This is a genomic window from Wolbachia endosymbiont (group B) of Melanostoma mellinum (genome assembly GCF_947251465.1).
Lineage (GTDB): Bacteria > Pseudomonadota > Alphaproteobacteria > Rickettsiales > Anaplasmataceae > Wolbachia.
Map to the genome: position 1 here is coordinate 1,323,513 of NZ_OX366366.1, position 20,706 is coordinate 1,344,218.

The window sequence follows — 20,706 nt, forward strand, 5'->3', positions numbered from 1 at the left end:
TCAAAGAACCTGTTCATAATCTTTTGAGGAGGAAAGAAGTAAAAGCAAATTTGTAGGCTAGTATTAAGTTTACGCTCGCAATTTTTCCAAAGTCGCCTACATTTTTCCAACCAGGCAAAAGAAGATCTCTCAACAACCCATCTTTTTGGCAATACAGCAAAGGTGCTTCACCTCAACAGTTGCACCAATAGTTACTTTCATCTGTGTTGCAAAATTTTCTCCAGTGTAGCCTGCATCAACCAGTATGTTTTTAACTTCAGAGAGACTTTCTTTAGCATTTTTAACCATTGTCAAAGCACTGCTACGATCAGTTATTTCTGCCGTTGTTATATGAATTGCGTGTGTCAAACCTTGTGTATCAACTGCGATATGACGCTTTATTACTGAAATTTTCTTGCCAGCATCATAACCTTTTTCTTCAGCAGTATCGGTATTTTTTACACTTTGGGCATCAATGATGCAGAAGCTTGTTTTGGTATTCCGACCACTGTTCTCTCCAACCAATTTTTTTTAAGACAATTTCTAGAACATTTTCTCTATCTTCATTCGTTTTTTTACTCCATTTCTTGAAGTAATCGTAAAAATTTCGCCATCTTGGAAACTCTTTTGGAAGCATTCGCCATTGACAGCCACTTTTTAGTACATAAAGCACACCACAAAATAACTCATATAAACCTAATCTTCTTGGCTTTGTTTTCTTTCGCACGCTTTCTAAAATTAGTCTAATCTTTTCGAATTTTTCACAACTTATGTCACTTGGATATGTATTCCTCATACTTTACCTCATGTCAACTATACCTCATCTTAACATATTCAGAGATCACTTACAGGCTCTTAGGTTAATATAAGCTTCCATTCAATTTAATACACTACAATATTACATATATTAGCTAATTTGTTAATAGATTTACAAATATTAAATTATTGCTATTCTAAATTTAAGTGTTAGTTAACTGAGTTTACAATGAGTATTAGAAATTTTTTTACCAAGGCAATCGTTCTCCTTTTAGTTTGCTTATTAATCTTTATGGGGATTGGCAATCTTTTATCAAATGATGATGAAAGGAAAGAATTAGCTAAAGTAGGAAAGGAAGTTATAACATCAGATGAATATAAATTACTATATCAAAATTATGAAAAGCAAATTTCTGGATCTGATGTAAGTAAAGAACAAGTAAAAAAGCTGAAATATGATTTACTTAACGCACTTATAGAGCAAAAACTATTGTTTAACCTAATTAGCGAACTTGGATTAAAAGTTGGAGAAGAATCTATCAAAAGCCATATAAAAAATACCAAGTACTTTCAGGACGATAAAGGAGAATTTGACCATAATAAATTCCATCAAACTCTAAATAGCCTGCATATAACAGAAAAGGAATATATAGAAAAACTAGAGAAAATCCTGCCTGCAATGATGTTCATGACTTCGTTATTTAAAGATAATTATCCGGTAACTTTTGGTGAGAGTGTTGATGAGCAGATATACAAAAATCGCTACCAAACTAGAGTAGTTGATATTGTTAAAATAACTGAGGATGCAATTACAGACGTTCCTGAACCAGATGATCAAGCCTTACTTGATTTGTATGAAAGAAATAAGTCCAATTTTTATTACCCTGAGTATCGAACTGCGCAATACATTTCTCTGGATCAAAAATATTTTGAAGATCAAATCAGAATTTCAGATGAAGAGGTTGATAGTATAATAGAACATCAGGAACTTAAAAATCAAAGAGACATATTCAATGTGATATTTCCTACCAAAGAAAAAGCTGAAATAGCAAGAAGAGCACTTGAAGAAAGTAAAGCAAGCTTTGAACAAATAATAGAAGAGTTTAATAAAGTGAAACTCGATGAAACCAGAGTAAATAATATAACTAAGGATTTCTTACCTGAAAATATGAGAGAAAAGGTATTTGCTCTCAAAACAGGTGAAGTAAGTGAAGTTTTAACAAGCAATTTTGGATGGCACGTAATAAAGGTAGAAAGCATACATCAAATCTCTGATGAAGACTTGGTTGATTTAAAAAAAGACATAAGGTCAGTTTTAACCAATCAAAAGTCTTTTGAAAAAGTCAATGATTTCATAAATCAAGTGAATTATAAGATATACAATGGTGCAACGATTGAAGAAATCTCCAATAATTACAATTTACCTATACAAACCATTGGTCCAGTAGATGCTAGTGGGAAAGACCAAAGTGGTAATGAAGTAGGAAATTCCAGTGATTTCATTTCTTTCATTTTTTCACGCGAGAAAGATCAGAAGAGTTATTTTAAGGGTGTTGGAGATACTGTTGTTGGTGTGAAAATCAGTGATATCGTTCCTCCTAAATTACAAAATTTTGAAGAAAGTAGGGAATCAGCCATAAAGCTTTGGCGTAGTGAATTTATAAAAGAAAGAATGTTTAAAATGGGACAAGAAGTAGCAGTTCAACTAAGAGAAAAGACAGATTTGGAAGAAATGCAAGGTATAAAATTGGTTAAAGGCCAGCAAATACAACGCAATGAACAAAACTACCCTTTTTCTTTCATAGAAGAGATTTTCAATATGAAAACAACTAATTCGGTAACAGATCCTATTCAATACAATAATGAAATTATAATAGGCGTTCTAAAAGAAATGCATTCATCAAATGGTAAATTAAACATGCTTGATACCGGAAAACGTGTGATGATATCGCTAAAGGAACAGTTAATTAGCTATCTAAAATCAAAGTATAGAGTAGAAGTTAATCATGCTATGATTGATGATATATAAAAAAGTTTATTATCTTCCTTTTATGAGTGATTGGAGGGGGCTATATTGTATTTTTAGGTAAAAGAGGTACAATTAGTTTGACTTGAGCTGTTTATTGTATTTAAATTATAATTAATATATGAATAAAGGTTGACATGGCAGTTAAAATAAGGTTAGCAAGGTTTGGGGCAAAGAAACGTCCTTTTTATAGGATAGTTGTAGCCGATTCACGAGCACCAAGAGATGGGCGCTTTATTGAGAGAATAGGACAATATGATCCAATGTTGCCAAAAGACAATAAAAATCGTGTTGTGGTAAAAGCTGATAGATTAAAACATTGGCTAAGTGTAGGAGCGCAAGCAACTGAAAGGGTAATGTGGTTCATTAAAAAAGGCATAGTAGATTTAGAAACAGAATCGAAAAAAATAGAAAAGAAAAAAGTTGAGAAAGTACAAGGGCAAGAAGCATAAGTCCTATTAAATGCTAAACACTGATTTAACAAAAAGTAGTAAATTAGATGATATTGTATCTTCTGATTTATTGGCTATGAATGACTTTATCTTCAAAAATGTCAATGATGAAGGTATTAAGCTTGCTACCGATATTACATCTCATCTTATTAATTCAGGAGGAAAAAAGATAAGGCCTAAGCTCATTTTTATTATTTGTAAAATGCTGAATTACTCTGGAGAGAGTAGGATCAACATTGCTGCATCGGTAGAATTTATACACAACGCTACTTTACTTCATGATGATGTGCTTGATGAAAGTAAGGCACGCCATGGAGTTGCAACAGCAAATAAAATTTTCGGGAATAAATCAAGCATTTTAGTTGGTGATCTATTATTGACCTTAGCATTTAGATGGCTTATAGAATGTGGGAATTTAAGTGTTCTCTCTATTTTATCTAAGGCATCTAATTTGCTTGTCAAGGGTGAGATAAAGCAGATGACAACGCGTTTTGACCCTAACACAATTAGGAAAAATTATTTTAATATCATTGGAGAAAAGACAGCATCTTTATTTTCTGCATGCTGCGAGGCTGCATCAGTAGTATCTGGAGCCACAAGTGACGAAACAGAGAGGCTAAGGAATTTCGGGTTTAATTTTGGTATAGCATTCCAAATAATTGATGACGTGCTAGATTATACTGCTAATCAAGGCACTTTAGGAAAGCAACTTGGAAAAGATTTCTTTGAAGGTAAAGTTACTTTACCTTCTATTATAGCATATGAAAAAGGCAGCCCATCAGAACAAAAATTCTGGGAGAAATCTTTTTCTTCAGCTAGACACAATTTTGACCAAGCATTACAATATATTAATCATCATAATGCCATTCATGTTTCTATGGAAGAAGCTAAACACTATATTAATATGGCGCAAAGTAATATTGATACTTTTTCTGATTCTCTTTATAAAACTGCTTTGATTGACTTTTTAAATGCAAGCATAGAAAGACAAGGATAGCTAACGCTTGATATTTTTAGATTGATTGTTATATATTTATTAAGTTTGTAAGGGTGAATGATATGTCAGATAGTAATAAAGAGAAAAAAAAGAAATTTGCAGATATGGTCAGTAAACGAAAAGGGGATGATCAAGAAGATCAGCAAACAGGTGATTTAAGTGAAGAGCTTAATATATTAAAAGAACGTGCAATTCAGCTTGAAGATCATTTACGTCGCGCTGTTGCGGATAATGAAAACGTTAAACGTATAATGCAAAAGCAAATTAGCGATGCAAGTGATTATGCAGTCACAAAATTTGCACGTGATATGATCGACTCTTGTGACAATTTAAAAAAAGCAATGGAAAACTTGAAAGATGATGATCCTATTCATGAAGGAATAAAAGCGGCGCACCAAAAGATTGTGAGTGATCTAAAAAAACATGGAATAGAAGAAATAGATCCAATAGGTAACTCTTTTGACAGCAATTTACATCAAGCTGTTGTGGAAAGAGAAGATAATGAAAAAGAGCCTGGCACTATTGTAGAAGTACTACAAACTGGTTATACCATTAAAAATAGGTTGCTTCGTCCTGCAATGGTTATTCTTTCTAAAAAATCTGCTGATTGCGAAAGTAACTAATAACACACTCAAGGTATGGAAGAAGTTGTCTTCTCAGGTATTCAGCCAAGTGGAGTATTACACTTGGGCAATTATCTTGGTGCAATTAAGCAGTGGATAGGCTTGCAGGATAAATATAAATCTCTTTTTTGTGTTGTTGATCTGCATGCAATCACAGCAAATAAGCTTCCCGCAAATGAATTAAAAAATAATATTTTTAAAGCAGCAGCAACTTATATTGCATGTGGAATAGATCCGGAAAAGTCGATTATTTTCAATCAATCCGCAGTTAGTGGTCATGCAGAATTGGGCTGGCTGCTAGGGTGCTATACACCAATTGGTTGGCTTAATCGTATGACTCAATTTAAAGATAAGGCTGGAAGCGATAGACAAAAAGCTTCTCTTGGGTTATATAGCTACCCAGTACTTATGGCTGCGGATATATTGCTGTATCAAACTAAATATGTTCCTGTTGGCGATGATCAAAAACAGCATTTAGAACTTGCACGTGATATTGCATCAGCTTTTAACAATCATTATAAATGTAGTCATTTCATCATACCTGAAATCTTAACTTTGGATTGTACATCAAGGATAATGAGCTTAAGAGATGGAGCAAGCAAGATGAGCAAATCTGATCCTTCAGAATATTCATGCATTAACCTTGACGATACAGATGACTTAATTGTCAAAAAAATAGAAAAAGCAAAAACAGATTCAATTCTAGGCTTTGATTTTTCTACTTTAAAATGTCGTCCAGAAATAAGCAATTTGATAAATATTTATTCAGTGCTTAGTGATTTAAATGTAGAAAAAGTGTGTAAAAAAGTGGATAAACATGACATGAAGAACTTTAAAAAAGAGTTAGCTGACTTAATCATCAGTGTTATATCACCCATACGTGAGAAGTTGAACGGTCTTTTGAAGGATCAGCTCCATTTACATAAAATATTAAAAGAAGGTACAGAAAAAGCAGCAGAGATTGCAAATAACAATATAAAAAAGATCAAGGATATTATAGGGTTTGTTCAATAGGTTACAACTATTTCTTCCCATGGCTTTCAAATCGTGCAGCTATTTTCTTTACACTAACATGAGTGAGAAGAGGTTTTTTACTAACCGGAAGTTTAGAATCGGACTTTGCTGTTATGGGGTTCATTTTAGATCTTTTATTTCCTACCGGAAATGAGTGAGATTGGGAGGCAGTTTCTTGCGATGGTGCAGGATCTTTCTTCATACCGATATCTGCTTGTGTTGCAGGGGTGGCTTTGCTCTTAGCAACTTGATTTTGCTCAAATTTTCCTACTATTGACTTTACTCTACCGTCCTTCTTGTTATTTACTTTTTCTTTTATAATAACCGCTTTTACTTCTGATGCTGCTTTATCAGCAGATTTTTTCAGGATTGGTTTACTTTCAGCTGATTTTTGCGAAGTCACTTCTACTATTATTGGTTTCGTGCTCACTTGTTGATCAACAATATCTAGCCTTTTAGGATTTGACAGTATTTCAGATTTATCTTCTTTAGTTTCTTGCCTAATTTCTTGATTGGTAGCGTTTAGCGCTGGTGGCTCTGGAGCCTGTCTCTTTTTATATCCTCTTCTTGTTCCTGCATTTTTCTTAGGTTTCGTTTTGTGAGTTGGCTCCTTTTTAGCTAACTTTGAGTCTTCCGAATCTTTTGTTGAAGATTTACTACTTTTCTCTTGATAATTTGATATTTCCTCATGTCCAGACTCTTCACTTAATGAACTTTCATAGCCTGAATCTTCAGGAGATACATTCTCTATTTCTGGTTTAAAGTGTACCTTTTTTGAGGCAGTAGGAGGTGGCGGAGGTGCTGTTGTTGGCCGTTTTATTCTCTTCATAACTAATTTTCCTACCGGCTGTTTTCCTTCTTGCAGCTTAGGAGTATCTTCCTTCTGCTTTGATGTCGTTTTATTTTCCGTGCTTACTTCGTATGATTTATGTGCTTTATTGCCTTTTCCACTCTGTTTCGAATCTAAAATTTCTTTAAGTCCTTTCTTGAATAGATTAATTGTACTTAAAATATTTGTGTATTCGGCTGCTTTTTCTATAGTGAAACCTGATAATTCATCACCAACAAAATTTTTTATGTCATTATCATTAGTTGGAATATCTTTTCCCAAGACTCTATCTAATATCCCTTTTAATGTTCCAATAAAACCGAGTGGCTTTGTGCTCAAAGGTTCTACATAATTATTCAAGTCGCTATATATAACAAATTTGGCTACATCTTTTGCGTTGTTTGTAAAATTCTTCAGAGCTTGAGATAAATCTTTCAGTGTTTCATCATATTGTTCATTAATTTTTTTTGTATCCTTCAGCTTTATGACTCTTATCAAAGAATTGAGATTTTTATCATAATTGTCACTTTTAAATAGATCACTCATACCAATTACTGTTTATCGTTTACTTAAATATAAATTCAAAGTATTAAGACCGAGTAAATGTTATATGACTTATCCTCTGACTCATAAACGCTTGCGTTCCTTAATGTGCAAAAAAATTTCAATAATCAGCAATAGTATAGAAATCCAAAAAACAAGTAGCTAACACTGGAACCTAGGAATTATGATTGGGCACAAGTTGATGAGTATAGTTGTTTTATGTTGAAATACAGCATTTATGGAAAGATTAGATGTCAGTCTAGAATGACACCCTTTCTGGAAAACTCGGATTACAGTGTTTGTATAACTTAATAATTAGAAACTAAAGGAGTTCTTTTTTAAAAAACTTAAGTTATACTTATAAGTATTTGATATCTTTTGTAGTGATTATGCTAAGTCTAAGCTGCCTTTATGGTGATAATGCAGAATTTGTAGAAGAAATGTATAGCCGTTATCTGCAGGGCGATAAATCAATCGGGGAGGATTGGAATAGGATTTTTTCAAGCAATTTAGAAATGAATAAAGCAGAACCCTGCAGAGCACAGAATGAAGCCAAGGTAGATGCTGATGATTTAGCAAATTTTTTCAGATCTTATGGTCACTTTTTTGCAGACTTAAATCCATTATCACCGAATGTAAATAAGGAAATAGATTATCAAAAATACTTGAATCTTTCTCCTACAAGTGACACTAGAATCTACAGAGATATTTACTGCAAGAATATCGGTTTTGAATTTATGCATATTTCCCCTTATGAGGAAAGAGTTTGGCTGCAGGAGAAAATTGAAAATCAGGTCTATACGCTAAGCCCTCAGGATAAAAAAGAAATACTAAGGCACTTGATTGAATCTGAGATGTTCGAGCAATTTCTCCATATGAAATTTCCTGGATATAAGCGTTTTTCTATCGAAGGTGGGGAGTCAGCCATTGTTGCAATTGAAAGAGTTATTAGTGATTCTGCAGCTTTTGGTATTGAAGAAATAGTTCTTGGTATGGCCCACCGAGGACGGCTTAATGTTCTAACCAAAGTGATGGGAAAAGATTATGCGGCAATGCTGTCTGAATTTCAAGGCAACCTTGCATATCCAAGTGGTCTTGAGGTGTCTGGTGATGTCAAATATCACCTTGGTTACTCTTCTGATCGAGCACTTGCTGGTGGTAAAAAAATACACTTAAGTTTATGTCCTAACCCATCTCACCTTGAGGCGGTAAATCCGGTTCTAGCTGGAAGAGTAAGGGCAAAACAAAATACGAGATCTGTGCTTGGAATATCAATTCATGGTGATGCGGCTTTTATCGGGCAGGGAGTGGTTGCTGAAACCCTGACTTTGAGCAACATTGAAGGTTATAAAGTTGGTGGTATCGTGCATATTGTCATTAATAACCAAGTTGGTTTTACTGCAAATCCTAGTTGTGCACGCTCTTCTTTTTATTGTACTGATGTAGCAAAATCAATAGAAGCTCCAATATTTCATGTTAATGGAGATAATCCAGAAGCCGTGAGTTTTGCCGCGAATTTGGGAATGGAGTATGTGCAGAAATTTAAAAAGGATGTGGTGATTGACATAATATGCTACCGCAAATATGGCCATAATGAAGGCGATGAGCCAAATTTTACTCAGCCACTTATGTATAAAGCAATATCAAAGCATAAAACTCCAGGCACGCTGTACGAAGAGAAGCTGACTGCAGAGAAAGTGCTAGGTAGCGATGAAGTAAGTAAATTACGCAGCGAATTTAGAACAAGATTAGATAAAAGCCTTACTGAGTCAACGACTTATACTCCGAAGAAAGCTGACTGGTTTGATGGAGTGTGGTTAAAACTCAGGAGAGCAAAGTTGAACGATTTGAGTGAATATTATACGGACTCTGGTGTTTCACCAGATGAGCTAAAAAAATTAGGTGTACACATAAATAGCAATATTCCAAGTAGTTTTAATCTCAATAATAAAGTCAGAAGAATACTTGATGGCAGAATAGACAGTATAAATTCCGGTAGCAACATAGACTGGGCAACTGCTGAAAGTCTTGCATTCGCGTCATTGCTTAAAGAAGGAATAGGAGTGCGCTTGTCAGGACAAGATTCTGGTCGCGGTACCTTCTCGCACCGTCATTCAAGACTTGTTGATCAAGTAACAGAAGAAACGTTTATTCCACTGAACAACATAAGTGAGAAGCAAGCTCGCTTTGAAGTTATAGATAGCGCACTATCTGAGTATGCTGTGATGGGTTTTGAATATGGATATAGCCTTGATTCTCCTTATTCACTTGTGCTATGGGAAGGGCAGTTCGGTGATTTTGCAAATGGTGCGCAAATTATGATCGACCAATTTATCTCATCTGCAGAAACAAAGTGGTTGCGGTCAAGTGGTCTAGTTTTACTTTTGCCTCATGGTTATGAAGGGCAGGGGCCTGAGCATAGTTCTGCTCGTATAGAGAGGTTTTTGCAGCTCTGTGCAGAGGATAATATGCAGGTGGTTAATTGCTCTACTCCTGCGAATTATTTTCATGCTTTACGCCGACAAATTAATCGAGATTTTCGTAAGCCTTTAGTGGTGTTTACACCTAAATCACTATTGCGTCATAAAAGCGCAGTTTCTAACCTTTCTGACTTTGAAGGAAAATTTCTTACGGTAATTCCAGAGTGTAGAAAAGGTTTAGTTGCAAGTGATAAAATACGTAAAGTTGTAATATGTAGTGGTAAAGTTTATTACGACATAATTGAAATGCTTGAAGCACAAAAAATAAACGATATAGCAGTAGTGCGTTTAGAACAATTTTATCCATTCCCGGCCGATAAACTAGGCAGTGAACTTGAAAAATATAAGAACGCTGAAATTACATGGTGTCAAGAGGAACCAAAAAATATGGGAGGATGGTTCTTTGTCAACCCATTGATAGAAGAGGTATTGTCTGGCCTCAATGCTCAAGCAAAAAGACCTAAGTGCATTGCAAGACCTGCTGCTGCATCTCCTGCATGTGGTTATGCTAATATCCATGCTCAGCAACAAGCAGAAATTTTGAAGCAAGTTGTGCAGGGTATCTAGCACAATCTCACAGATATTGAAGCGAAAGCTAGAAAGCGAACATTGTTCTTAATATTTGGCACTGCAGCCGGGTGCGATAGAAAATATATCACAACAATCAAATTGCTTGTATACTCATACAAATATAAAAAGACTTTACTTTTTTAATAAAAGCTTAATATTTATTAACATTTTCATTTATTTTTCTTAAAATAGTTAATATAGTTAATATTAATATTAACTATATTAAGATATATATGAAGACAGAAATATTTGAGAGGCTAATAGGGCAAACTAGACTACGCAGCGATAGCAAGGCTAAAATCATACGGTTAAATAGAGACAAAAAGGCTTTTATAGATGAGGATAAAAAGTCTATCGAATTAGCTGAGGCTATTTTTGCAGAAAATAATATGTTTCGTTTTCGTAAACCAGGTCCTGCTACGGATTACATTTTGCACAAACTAATAAATGATAGAAAGCTTCTCGAGGAAATGAAAGATAGAGGTACAAGTATAATACGTCTTTTTTCTTTGCTATCAATGTATCGTGGTCTTCCTAAGTGCTATGTTGTGAGAAAAGAAGGGTGTATTACTGAGTTTGGAATACTTACTTATATTGACGAATGTTTAGAATCAGTACCTTTAGAAGACTTTATACTTATTGAGTCTGCTTCGTACCTAGAGTACATTTTGTTTGAGAATGATGATATTAGAAATAGGTTAGCTGAAGATTTGACTGAAGATAAAACAAAATTAGATATTTTCGTAAATGGAATTTTAGCAATAAATAGCTCGGATTTAGTATTATCTTGTATCAACACAATCGAGGCTTTTAATGAGGAAGCTAGAAATTTTGTCAATCACATACAGAAAACCAATAGGATGGACTACCTCTTTAAGGAAAATGGTACAACACTTGTAAAGTTAGTTCTAAAAGAATTATTAAAACTTTCTATTTTACAAGAAAGAGAAAACACTACATTAGAATTTCCTCAAATTTCGAGTGTGGAACATTGTAATGGGCGATAGACTTTAAAATGTGCAAGGCTCATTTAAATATGAGCCTCAGTATCGCTTAACTTTTATGGAGCATACTTTAACTTTATTTCACTTCCACCAAGGGAATATTGTTCCAGCTATTGCTGCCATAGTTATCAATAGAAGCGTTTAGGTAATCTGTATCAAATCGTACTGGTACATCAAATTCGAAGCTTGCGGTGATTATTGTGCCTTTTGCTGGTGGTTTCATAAATGCTATTTCTCCAGTTGAATAATTCACTGAATATTTTTCTGTCTTTTCACCATCTAGGTAAATTTTTATTGTATCATGCACTGGCTTTTTAATAGTTCGTATATGCTTGTCTTTTCCACTTATGTAAGTTTTCATCAGTTGAAAGATCGTTTTTTTATCGTCTCCTATGCCAATTTCTTGATTGATAACGGTAAAGTCTGACCAATCCTTAAAACGAAATCCTATTGCTTTACCTTTTCGTGCCTGAAAAAATGTTATGAGTTCTGTTAGCTGCTCGTTTGACCTGACTCCATAAGCTATGTTATACCTGGCACGTGCACGAGACCAATTAATATTGCGCTGCTCACAACCATTATGAGTTGTTACAACGTCAGTGGAAAATTCCGGTCCTCCAGTAGAGCCATAAGATATATTTTCTGGAAATCTAATTTCTGTAAATGACATATGCCCTCCTGTAAAAATAAAATTGAGTTGATATAGATGAAGTAGGAAAGATCTTAAACTTTTGAGATTGCCTTATCAATAAGGCTGTGTATTTCTAGTCCCACTCCTTCTAGAAAAGCATGGGCAATATTTTCCTTTGGCTCACTTTTGAGTTCATGAATGTCGTTATGACTTTGCATTAACTGATATACACAAACACATGCAATGGCTAAAGCAACTCCAGCAAGACATGCTAAAGGAATTGGTTGAGTAAAAACAGTAGCTATAGCAGATGCTGTGAATGCTATAGCTGTTATTACAGCAGCTATGCTATAAATAGCTTCTCTTCTGTAACTATTGATTAATTTCTTTTGTATTTCCTCTTGTTGTGTTTTTTGCTCGTGTGGATGAGAAATAGTAATTACTGTATCTGTATGAATTGGCTCACTAGCGCTGGTATTAATTCTCTCTTTTTGTGTTTCATGATCTTGCACAATTGCTGATTTGCTAGTTCTGATATTATATTGTTCTTCTTGCTCTGATTGATCAGAAGCAGGAACTTCTGTCACCTCACCAAAGATTTCTTCATTAGAAACTGGTTGACTTTCTGTTATATCTTCAGAAATTTCACTTAGAAGTGGCACAAAATGCCTCATGTAATTCACTACTCCTACAGTTTTTTTGCTACTATCTATCTCTAGTTGATTGAGATTTATATCTTGTATAAAAACTTCTGGATCATCATCATGTGCTGTAATTTTAGTTACCGTAACTTTTTGACTATCTTCCTCTATTGAATAAATATAAAGTTCCACTTTGTACTTGTCGCATATCATTCTACCTTCAATGTTTGGACGACCCCATATAGGTGCGTCAGCTGTATGTGTATTAGTAATACACTCTAAATATTTGTAGAAAGACTTTGCGTCGTCTTGCTTATTAAGTCCATTTTCGCTTATTACTTCTCCATCCGGATCTTTTTGAGGTACGAAATACTCTCCGGCATCTCTTATTACCGCTTTATAAACCCACTGATCTGGCTTTTTGTTTGCTCTAGCATAATCTGCGCAGTCTTTTCTTAATGATTTTGCAGTAAAACGATAATCAGGTTTTATGTTTAATTCATTCAATCCTTGAGCCACAGAGTCAAAAAAGCAATCCCCTGTCTTTATAGCAGCCCCGATTTTTAGTTTTTCAGGATAAGCGCTCTTTAGATTATGCAATAAATCACTTGATTTTTTATTTTCTTTGATTTTTTGAAAAAGAGCAATTGGCTCTCTTACATAGTTAGAATCTCTCATGTTATAACTCCAAAATAATAATTGTATTTTAATAGATTAACCAGCCTAGGAAGGCTTATTACTTAAGGTCGTGCTGTATTGCAAGGAAACATCACCTACTTTTCTTGAACTAATACGTAGCTTATACATATTGTTACTTACTATATCTTAACTTAATTATACTTAAACTTTCTTGTGCTGTCAAGCAGGAATTTTATTAATCTTTTAACTCATTCACTTTTTTACGTAATATATTCAAATCAGTTTTTCCTACAAAAAGACTATCTCCTATTATCAAAAAAGGTGTACCGCCTACTCCCAAATCCCTTACTAAAAGTTTGCTGTTGTTTATCATTTGCTCAATTTTGTCTGCATTATTTTTCATAGAGTTGTTAAAATCGTTCTCGTTGATCCCTATATTTTTCACTATACCTAATATAGTTTCATCTGAAAATTCTCCTCTGTGATCTAGTGCAGCGTAGTGAAAATCTAAGTACTTTTCTTTATCGATAAAATAAGTTGCTAAAGCACCTTTTGCTGCCTTTAAAGAATTGTTACCAAGTATTGGATCATCCCTAAAGATATACTTAACTTTGCCATCATTGATCAATTGTTTTACATCGTTCTTTATAGCTTTGCAATATCCACAAGAATAGTCAAAAAAACCTACAGCTATGATATTGCTATTTTCATTTCCTGAGTAAGGATAAGTAGAGTCGAATATTTCATTTTTATGCTGAGAAATTTTATTTTTGGTTGCATTAGCATAACTATTTTTAGCTGACTCTTCCTGGAGAGCTTTTAGAACTCTATCAAAATTTTTACTGATGTAATTATCCAATCTCTCACCTATATAATCATCATTTAAGTTCTGACTGCGGTGTGAAAGCCAATTGTTTATTACTGGTAAACTTGCTACTGCAAGTATAAAAATCAATAAAAATGGTATCTTAGACATATACTTACTTAAAGAATACAAATATTAAAGAAATGCTTAATGTTAAAACATTTTTATCAAGAAATGCAAACTTTATATATGTTATATCAGAGAATCTGGTGATATTAAGTAACGAAAACTTGTGTATAATAAGGCATTTGAGATTTAAGCAATCCTTACCGCCACGTATAACAATTGTAACCGCGGCGGTAAAAAAGTTGATTATTTTATAACCGCCGCATATAATGCTGACAAACACGGCGGTAAATTATATGAGCGAACCAATAATTGGTAGAGAGAAGGAAACGGCCATTCTAGAAAATAAGCTTCTTTCCCAATCTGCTGAGTTTATTCCTGTTTACACTGTGAACAAAATTGCATGGATTTAATGGTTCAATAAGTGTAGGTACATAATGAAATTTTTAAAAACTCTCTTTAACTTAGCATTACTAGTATTTTTCATGTCTACTATAGCTGAAGCAAGGTGGAGCAAGTACGAAGATGCTTCTGTTGAGGTTAAGTTTTCTGATGTTAACATTAATGTTAATAGAGATGGTACCTACGAAACGGAAGTAGAACTTCAAGCAAAAATACTCAAAGAATCTGGACGTGATAGATTCTCTCTATATAGTCTTATTTACAATGATGATAGTGCAGATCTTACTGTTTTAGAGGCTAAAACAGCTTATAATGGAGAGGAATATATAGTTACTGAAGATATGATGGAGGATAAGCCACTGGCTAGTCCTGGTAAAGGCTTTGATCAGCTAAGGCAAGTAACCATACCATTTCCTAAAATAGAAATTGGTACAGAAGTATATTTAAGGTATAAACGAGTTAATAAAAAGGTTCCTGTTGATAATTTTTATGGCTTGAGCTTTTCTTATTATGGGGATTATTTACAAGCAGAAAATACTAAAATAAATTCTGAATTGCCTCTAGAAATTAAAGTGAATGATCCAAGAGAAGTACTAGAGATCTCTGAGAAGAAAAAGAAAGGTTTACATTCTATAAGCATTGCTTTAAAGAAAGCAGTTTATGAAAACACAATAAATGAACCACATAATGGAATATTGAATATTAAACACAACACTTGGGTATCACTGTCGAGTCTATCTAAATGGGAGGATTTGGCTAAAAAATTAGCCCCTGGGTATCATAGCGTCATTAATCAGCCACTTCCTGCAACTTTTAAAGCTATAGCAGAATCTGCTATCAGTGAGAGTGCTGATGAAGATAAGATCAATGCTGTTACTTCTTTATTGAATGAAAAAGTTCAGTACATGGGAGACTGGCGTACAGTATCAGGAAAATATTTCCCGAGAGATTTAGAGAAAATTGCTGATTCTCAAGTTGGGGATTGCAAAGATTTTTCTGCTAGCACGGCTGCTATTTTACAGGAACTTGGTTACAAAGTTCAACCTGTTTTAGTTATGAGAGGAACTACTAACACTTCTAACTCTAAAGCATTACCTAATATGGGTAATTTTAATCATGTGATGCTCAGAGTAACAAATAAAGATGGAAAAATATATTGGATTGATCCCACTAATACCGTCAGTATGGCAAAGGGTATTTTTCCAGACATTGCTGATAGGAACGCTCTAGTACTCAATTCTGAGGAAGCAGATTACATAAAAATTCCTGCTGTAAAAGCTGAAAATTCAAAAGTGATATCTCATAGTGAATTAACTATAGAAGATAATGTTGTAAATGAATATGGCCGGCTTACCGTGCAAGGGGAAGCAGCCTTAGGCTTAACAGGTGTTGGATTATATTATTCAAATGAGCAATTAAGGGATTCTGTTTTTCATATGATTAGTGGGGTATATCTTGATGAAGAAGAAAAGAAGTTCTTAGAATTGCCTGACCTTACTTTACGTAATGTAGAAGATCTTACAATCAAATATGAGTTTCAGCAAAAAAATAAGATTTTTAAGACAAATCTAGGACCTGCTTTGAATTTAGGAGATAATTGGCTTAATGATGTTGTCAGTACAGCTTCTGACCAAGTGTCAGACCTTTTTATTGGTGTTCCTAAAACTAAGGAAAGCCATATGATAATAAAAGATATCAAAATTAAAAACTGTGAAAATTTGAATTTTGAAATAGATTCTCCTTGGTTATATGTAAATAGGTTCTGTAAATATAAAAATGATGGAACCGAATTTAGCAATTTAATAACCATAAAGAAAAGCTTTATTACCAATGAAGAATTAAAGACTGCTGAATATAAAAACTTAAAAAGCGAATTGGAGAATAATTTTTCTAGAGCCTCTATAATAATAAGTGAATGAGTTGTGCTGGGAAAAGCACTTCTTAAAAGGCTTAAAATTTTTAAAATATGTACAATAACTTACGCGACTTCATCAGAGCATTAGAAGAAAAAAAAGATCTAATTAGAATTAAAAAAGAAGTTTCAACTATTCTTGAAATGACAGAAATTCATCGTAGGGTTTTGTCAAACAAGGGACCAGCTATCATCTTTGAAAATGTTGTCACAGAAAATGGCAAAAATTCAATTCCCGTTTTAGTGAATTTATTTGGTACTATTGAGAGAATTGCATTCGGACTTGGTATAAATTCTGATGAATTAAGGGATCTGGGTAAACTTCTAGCATTTTTGCGATCACCTGAGCCGCCAAAAACCTTCAAAGATGCTGTGAAAATGTTTCCTCTACTAAAAGTTGTATTGTCGATGCGGAGCAAAGTTGTGAGCAAAGCCCCATGTCAAGAGGTGGTGCTAACTGGGGATGAGGTGGATCTTAGTTTGCTACCTATTCAGACATGCTGGCCAAACGAGCCTGCACCGCTTATCACTTGGCCACTTGTGGTAACAAAAGGACCAACAGCAGACAAGCAAGATAATTTCAATCTTGGAATATATCGTATGCAGGTTGTGAATAAAAAAACGACTCTCATGCGCTGGCTTGCACATCGTGGTGGTGCAGGTCACCATAAACGGTGGAAGGAGAGGGGACAAAATATGAAGTTTCCTGCGGCTGCTGTGATTGGTAGCGATCCTGCAACAATTATTGCTGCGGTAACTCCGGTGCCGGAGACTTTATCAGAATACCAATTTGCCGGGCTGCTGCGAAAAAAACCACTTGAGCTTGTAAATTGTAAAACTATTCCTCTTCAGGTTCCAGCTCATGCAGAAATTGTTTTGGAAGGATATGTAAGTTTGGATAATTACCAAGATGAAGGGCCATATGGAGACCATACCGGTTACTATAATGCTGTTGAACAGTTTCCTGAGTTTAACATCACTGCAATTACAATGCGCAAAGATCCAATTTATCTCAGCACTTTTACTGGCAAACCACCTGATGAACCATCAATTCTTGGTGAAGCACTCAACGAAATCTTTGTGCCGATTCTTATCAATCAGTTTCCGGAAATAGTAGATTTTTATCTGCCCCCAGAAGGTTGTTCATATAGAATAGCGGTAGTGTCGATAAAAAAGGCTTATCCAGGGCATGCAAAAAGAATTGTTATGGGCACACTATCTTTTCTCAAACAGTTCTTATACACGAAATTTATTATAGTTGTTGATTATGATATAAATATACGTGATTGGAAAGAGGTGATGTGGGCAATGTCAACAAGAATGGACCCTGTGCGTGATACAATTACGATAGAGAATGCCCCAATTGATTATTTAGATTTTGCTTCCCCTGAAAGTGGTCTCGGAGGTAAAATAGGGTTTGATGCAACAAACAAACTTCCACCTGAAACCAAACGAGAATGGGGAAGAAAAATTGAAATGAGCGAGGAAATAATAAAGAAAGTTACAGAGAAGTGGAAGGAATATGGGTTGACAGATGATTAAACTATGATGTAGACTACCGCCGTGTATTTAGGTGTGGCTTGTGAGGCTTTTATATCTTTTATTTTTGTCGGCATGTTTTTCTCTGTATTACTATGTGGGTCCTACATTCTCGCCTTGCCCAAAAGCAACAGTTTGCTTCTCACCTGAACAAGACTGTGCTGTACCGATAATCAGCGAGATAGACCAATCTAAAGAATCTATCTTAGTTCAAGAATATACATTTACTCTTGGAACAGTTGCAAAATCTTTGATTAACGCCAAAGAGCGTGGTGTTGATGTTAAAGTCGTCTTAGATAAATCACAACTCCATTCAAAATATAGTGTCATAAGCGAATTGTTTTTAAATGGAATACCGATTTGGATCGATAATAAGCCAAAAATTGCTCATAATAAGGTAATAATTGTTGATAATCAAAAAGTCATCACAGGATCGTTTAACCTCAGTAAGACAGCTGAAAAGGGAAACGCTGAAAATTTATTAATTATTGAAAATTATCCTGAATTAGTCCAGCAGTATGTGAAGAACTGGGAAATACGAATGTCACAATCCTATCAATATACTCCCTAGATACTTGATATCAAAAAAAGTCTTTTTATTGATAGATGTAATTTCTTGTGATATAATAAATTAAAAGGTTTTAAGGGGTAGGTAATGGATTACATAAATGATGCTGCTGATAGTTACGCTGCCATTCATGATTTTTTTCAAAATAATGGTGTTGGAGATTACAAAGTTCAATGCAATTATGGTGGTGTACCGTATGCTACTGACGAATATGTACATTCTGGAGACAAATTTTGGAGCAATAATTTTATAGACTCACATTTTGGAAGGGAAATAAAAATGTATCCTCAAAGTGAGCTTTTAGCTAAAGAGTATGCTGGGAATACACTACCGGTTTCAATATCACTAAACGAGGATCTAATAAAAATAAAAGAATGTCAGAAAAAAACTAAATTTGTAGAACTAGAAGGGGAATCAGGTGATATAGTATATGATAAGCAAAAACATATAAAGTGCTACACGACAAAGTTATCATATGACGATGTTTCTGTTCATAATAAAAACAAATTTTCAATACTGAATATTAGATATGATATGCCAAATGATCCGAGATACAGTTTAAACATAGCCTTCACAAAGGTTAATGATAATCAACCAGGGTTTTGGCAAAAATTTAAAAATATGTTTTAATAAAGTAGCTTCTCAATCAGGAATATTCTGGTGGAAAATGAATATCTACTTAGTAATGAATTTGGTCAGTAGCTACTAAGTTTTTCTTATAGCTATACAACGAAGGTTTGCTGGTCTTACATTTATTCTCTGCAAGACAAAAAATTCACATAATTGTACATAGTATGGAATAAATAAACTTCCACTATATTTTTCGATTAAACTTACCTTTTCTCTATTGAACAGATTTCGTATTAAATCTTAAGCTCAACGCACCTAAATATATAAGCATTCCCAGCAAAATCATAGGTATAGAAAGAAATTGTCCCATAGTTAAATTGAACCATAAATAGCCAATTTGATAGTCTGGCTCGCGGAAAAATTCAACCACAAAACGTGCTATTCCATACCACATAACTGCAATACCAGTTGTTGCACCGTAATACAGTTTCACTCTAGTCAAGAAAAACAGTGAATTTGCAACTACAAAAAGTAGCGCTCCTTCAAAAAATGCCTCATAAAGTTGGCTTGGATGGCGCAATAAATTATCACCATTTTCTGGAAATACCATACCCCACGGCATATTTGTAACCCTGCCAAATAACTCTCCATTTATAAAATTACCTATGCGGCCTAGAAGTAAACCTATCGGAACTCCACAAGAAATTAGATCCAGTGTGTAAAATATAGGAATGTTATGTCTTCTACAGGAGATTATTACTGCAAGCAAAACTCCTATAGCACCGCCATGAAATGACATACCTCCTTCCCAGGTCTTTAGTATTTCGATAGGATTGCTTATATAGAGAACTGGATCATATATCAATACGTACCCAAGCCTACCTCCAAGGATAATGCCTATAATAACGGCTGTTAATAACGAATCGTAAAAATTCTTAGTAAATATTTTTTGATTGTCTAGCTTATGTAAATACCAATATGCAAAAACTATACCCAAAACATATGCTAAAGAGTACCAATATATAGAAACAGGACCGATGCTAAAAATAACTGGACTTAAAGACATATTTTACTACAAATTATTCTTAGACAATCTACTTTTCTCACGATCCCACTCTCTCTGTTTTATAGTTGCTCTCTTATCGTAGAGTTTTTTTCCTTTAACAATAGCAATTTTAGTTTTTGCCAACCCTTTATCATTAAAATAGATAGAAAGTGGCACAACAGTTATTCCAGAGGTTTTGATTTGACCAATTAGCTTATTTATCTCTTTTTTATGCAAAAGCAATTTACGTTCTCTTTTTGGCTTGTGATTCTTTTGGTTTGCAGCTTTATACTCTGCGATATGCATATTGTTTAGCCATATTTCACCTTTTTTTTCGGTAACGTAAGCATCAGAAATGTTTGCTTTTCTTTCCCTTAGTGATTTCACTTCACTACTTAAGAGGATCATACCTGCTTCAAATTCTTCTAAGATAAAGTATTCAAACCTTGCTTTTCTATTTTCTGCAATAACTTCCATATCTAAAGATATCTTTAAGCTTCAATATATTACAGAACTTTTGGTTTAATTCATAACAAAACAATTATCTCAGTAAAT

At 34.1% G+C, this 20,706-nt stretch carries 17 protein-coding genes and 1 pseudogene; 11 read left to right on the forward strand and 7 right to left on the reverse strand.

The window, feature by feature from the left end:
• Positions 1-32: 32 nt before the first annotated feature.
• Positions 33-775: pseudogene (locus OPR42_RS06150) on the reverse strand (IS5 family transposase); the annotation flags it as partial.
• 189 nt (positions 776-964) lie between these two features.
• Here OPR42_RS06150 and OPR42_RS06155 point away from each other — a divergent pair.
• The 5 genes from OPR42_RS06155 to trpS all read left to right on the forward strand — a co-directional run bounded on the left by OPR42_RS06155 (position 965) and on the right by trpS (position 5,847).
• Entirely contained in the window at positions 965-2,764 is a 1,800-nt protein-coding gene (locus OPR42_RS06155; RefSeq protein ID WP_265042129.1) for a peptidylprolyl isomerase, read from the forward strand.
• Between the two features lie 134 nt (positions 2,765-2,898).
• Positions 2,899-3,213, forward strand: coding sequence for a 30S ribosomal protein S16 (gene rpsP, locus OPR42_RS06160; protein WP_006015540.1), 315 nt, complete (start codon positions 2,899-2,901; stop codon positions 3,211-3,213).
• A 10-nt stretch (positions 3,214-3,223) separates the two neighbouring features.
• Positions 3,224-4,210, forward strand: coding sequence for a polyprenyl synthetase family protein (locus tag OPR42_RS06165; protein WP_265042130.1), 987 nt, complete (start codon positions 3,224-3,226; stop codon positions 4,208-4,210).
• A gap of 62 nt (positions 4,211-4,272) precedes the next feature.
• Positions 4,273-4,833, forward strand: a complete 561-nt coding sequence (locus OPR42_RS06170; RefSeq protein WP_265042131.1) for a nucleotide exchange factor GrpE — start codon at positions 4,273-4,275, stop codon at positions 4,831-4,833.
• 15 nt (positions 4,834-4,848) lie between these two features.
• Complete coding sequence (trpS, locus tag OPR42_RS06175; protein ID WP_265042132.1) at positions 4,849-5,847, forward strand: tryptophan--tRNA ligase; 999 nt, start codon at positions 4,849-4,851, stop codon at positions 5,845-5,847.
• 7 nt (positions 5,848-5,854) lie between these two features.
• Here trpS and OPR42_RS06180 read toward each other — a convergent pair whose 3' ends face one another.
• Positions 5,855-7,222 (reverse strand): hypothetical protein, encoded by a 1,368-nt coding sequence (locus OPR42_RS06180; RefSeq protein WP_265042133.1) that lies wholly within the window; start codon positions 7,220-7,222, stop codon positions 5,855-5,857.
• A gap of 386 nt (positions 7,223-7,608) precedes the next feature.
• Here OPR42_RS06180 and OPR42_RS06185 point away from each other — a divergent pair, with 386 nt between their 5' ends.
• Both OPR42_RS06185 and OPR42_RS06190 read left to right on the forward strand, forming a co-directional pair.
• A complete protein-coding gene (locus tag OPR42_RS06185; protein WP_265042134.1) occupies positions 7,609-10,266 on the forward strand; it encodes a 2-oxoglutarate dehydrogenase E1 component in 2,658 nt (885 codons plus the stop codon).
• Between the two features lie 236 nt (positions 10,267-10,502).
• Positions 10,503-11,276 carry a hypothetical protein gene (locus tag OPR42_RS06190; RefSeq protein ID WP_213863778.1) on the forward strand — a complete coding sequence of 258 codons (774 nt, stop codon included), beginning with the start codon at positions 10,503-10,505 and terminating at the stop codon, positions 11,274-11,276.
• A 73-nt stretch (positions 11,277-11,349) separates the two neighbouring features.
• On the opposite strand, the gene OPR42_RS06195 is transcribed toward OPR42_RS06190, so the two are convergent.
• From OPR42_RS06195 to OPR42_RS06205, 3 genes are all read right to left on the reverse strand, one after another.
• Positions 11,350-11,943, reverse strand: a complete 594-nt coding sequence (locus tag OPR42_RS06195) for a TIGR02217 family protein (RefSeq protein ID WP_019236629.1) — start codon at positions 11,941-11,943, stop codon at positions 11,350-11,352.
• Between the two features lie 53 nt (positions 11,944-11,996).
• Positions 11,997-13,223, reverse strand: coding sequence for an OTU domain-containing protein (locus OPR42_RS06200; protein WP_265042135.1), 1,227 nt, complete (start codon positions 13,221-13,223; stop codon positions 11,997-11,999).
• A 196-nt stretch (positions 13,224-13,419) separates the two neighbouring features.
• Positions 13,420-14,160: a DsbA family protein gene (locus OPR42_RS06205; protein WP_265042136.1), complete on the reverse strand. Its 741-nt coding sequence runs from the start codon at positions 14,158-14,160 to the stop codon at positions 13,420-13,422.
• A gap of 392 nt (positions 14,161-14,552) precedes the next feature.
• Here OPR42_RS06205 and OPR42_RS06210 point away from each other — a divergent pair, with 392 nt between their 5' ends.
• From OPR42_RS06210 to OPR42_RS06225, 4 genes are all read left to right on the forward strand, one after another.
• Positions 14,553-16,436 (forward strand): DUF3857 domain-containing protein, encoded by a 1,884-nt coding sequence (locus OPR42_RS06210; protein ID WP_265042137.1) that lies wholly within the window; start codon positions 14,553-14,555, stop codon positions 16,434-16,436.
• Between the two features lie 47 nt (positions 16,437-16,483).
• Positions 16,484-17,971 carry a UbiD family decarboxylase gene (locus OPR42_RS06215; protein ID WP_052264652.1) on the forward strand — a complete coding sequence of 496 codons (1,488 nt, stop codon included), beginning with the start codon at positions 16,484-16,486 and terminating at the stop codon, positions 17,969-17,971.
• A 40-nt stretch (positions 17,972-18,011) separates the two neighbouring features.
• Positions 18,012-18,539: a phospholipase D family nuclease gene (locus tag OPR42_RS06220; protein WP_265042138.1), complete on the forward strand. Its 528-nt coding sequence runs from the start codon at positions 18,012-18,014 to the stop codon at positions 18,537-18,539.
• Between the two features lie 84 nt (positions 18,540-18,623).
• Positions 18,624-19,166, forward strand: coding sequence for a hypothetical protein (locus OPR42_RS06225; RefSeq protein ID WP_264337136.1), 543 nt, complete (start codon positions 18,624-18,626; stop codon positions 19,164-19,166).
• A gap of 214 nt (positions 19,167-19,380) precedes the next feature.
• Here OPR42_RS06225 and lgt read toward each other — a convergent pair whose 3' ends face one another.
• Entirely contained in the window at positions 19,381-20,172 is a 792-nt protein-coding gene (gene lgt / locus OPR42_RS06230) for a prolipoprotein diacylglyceryl transferase (protein WP_010402205.1), read from the reverse strand.
• Positions 20,173-20,178: 6 nt separating this feature from the next.
• The gene (gene smpB / locus OPR42_RS06235) at positions 20,179-20,628 is read right to left on the reverse strand and encodes an SsrA-binding protein SmpB (protein WP_015587785.1); all 450 of its coding nucleotides are present in this window, start codon (positions 20,626-20,628) and stop codon (positions 20,179-20,181) included.
• Between the last annotated feature and the right edge of the window lie 78 nt (positions 20,629-20,706).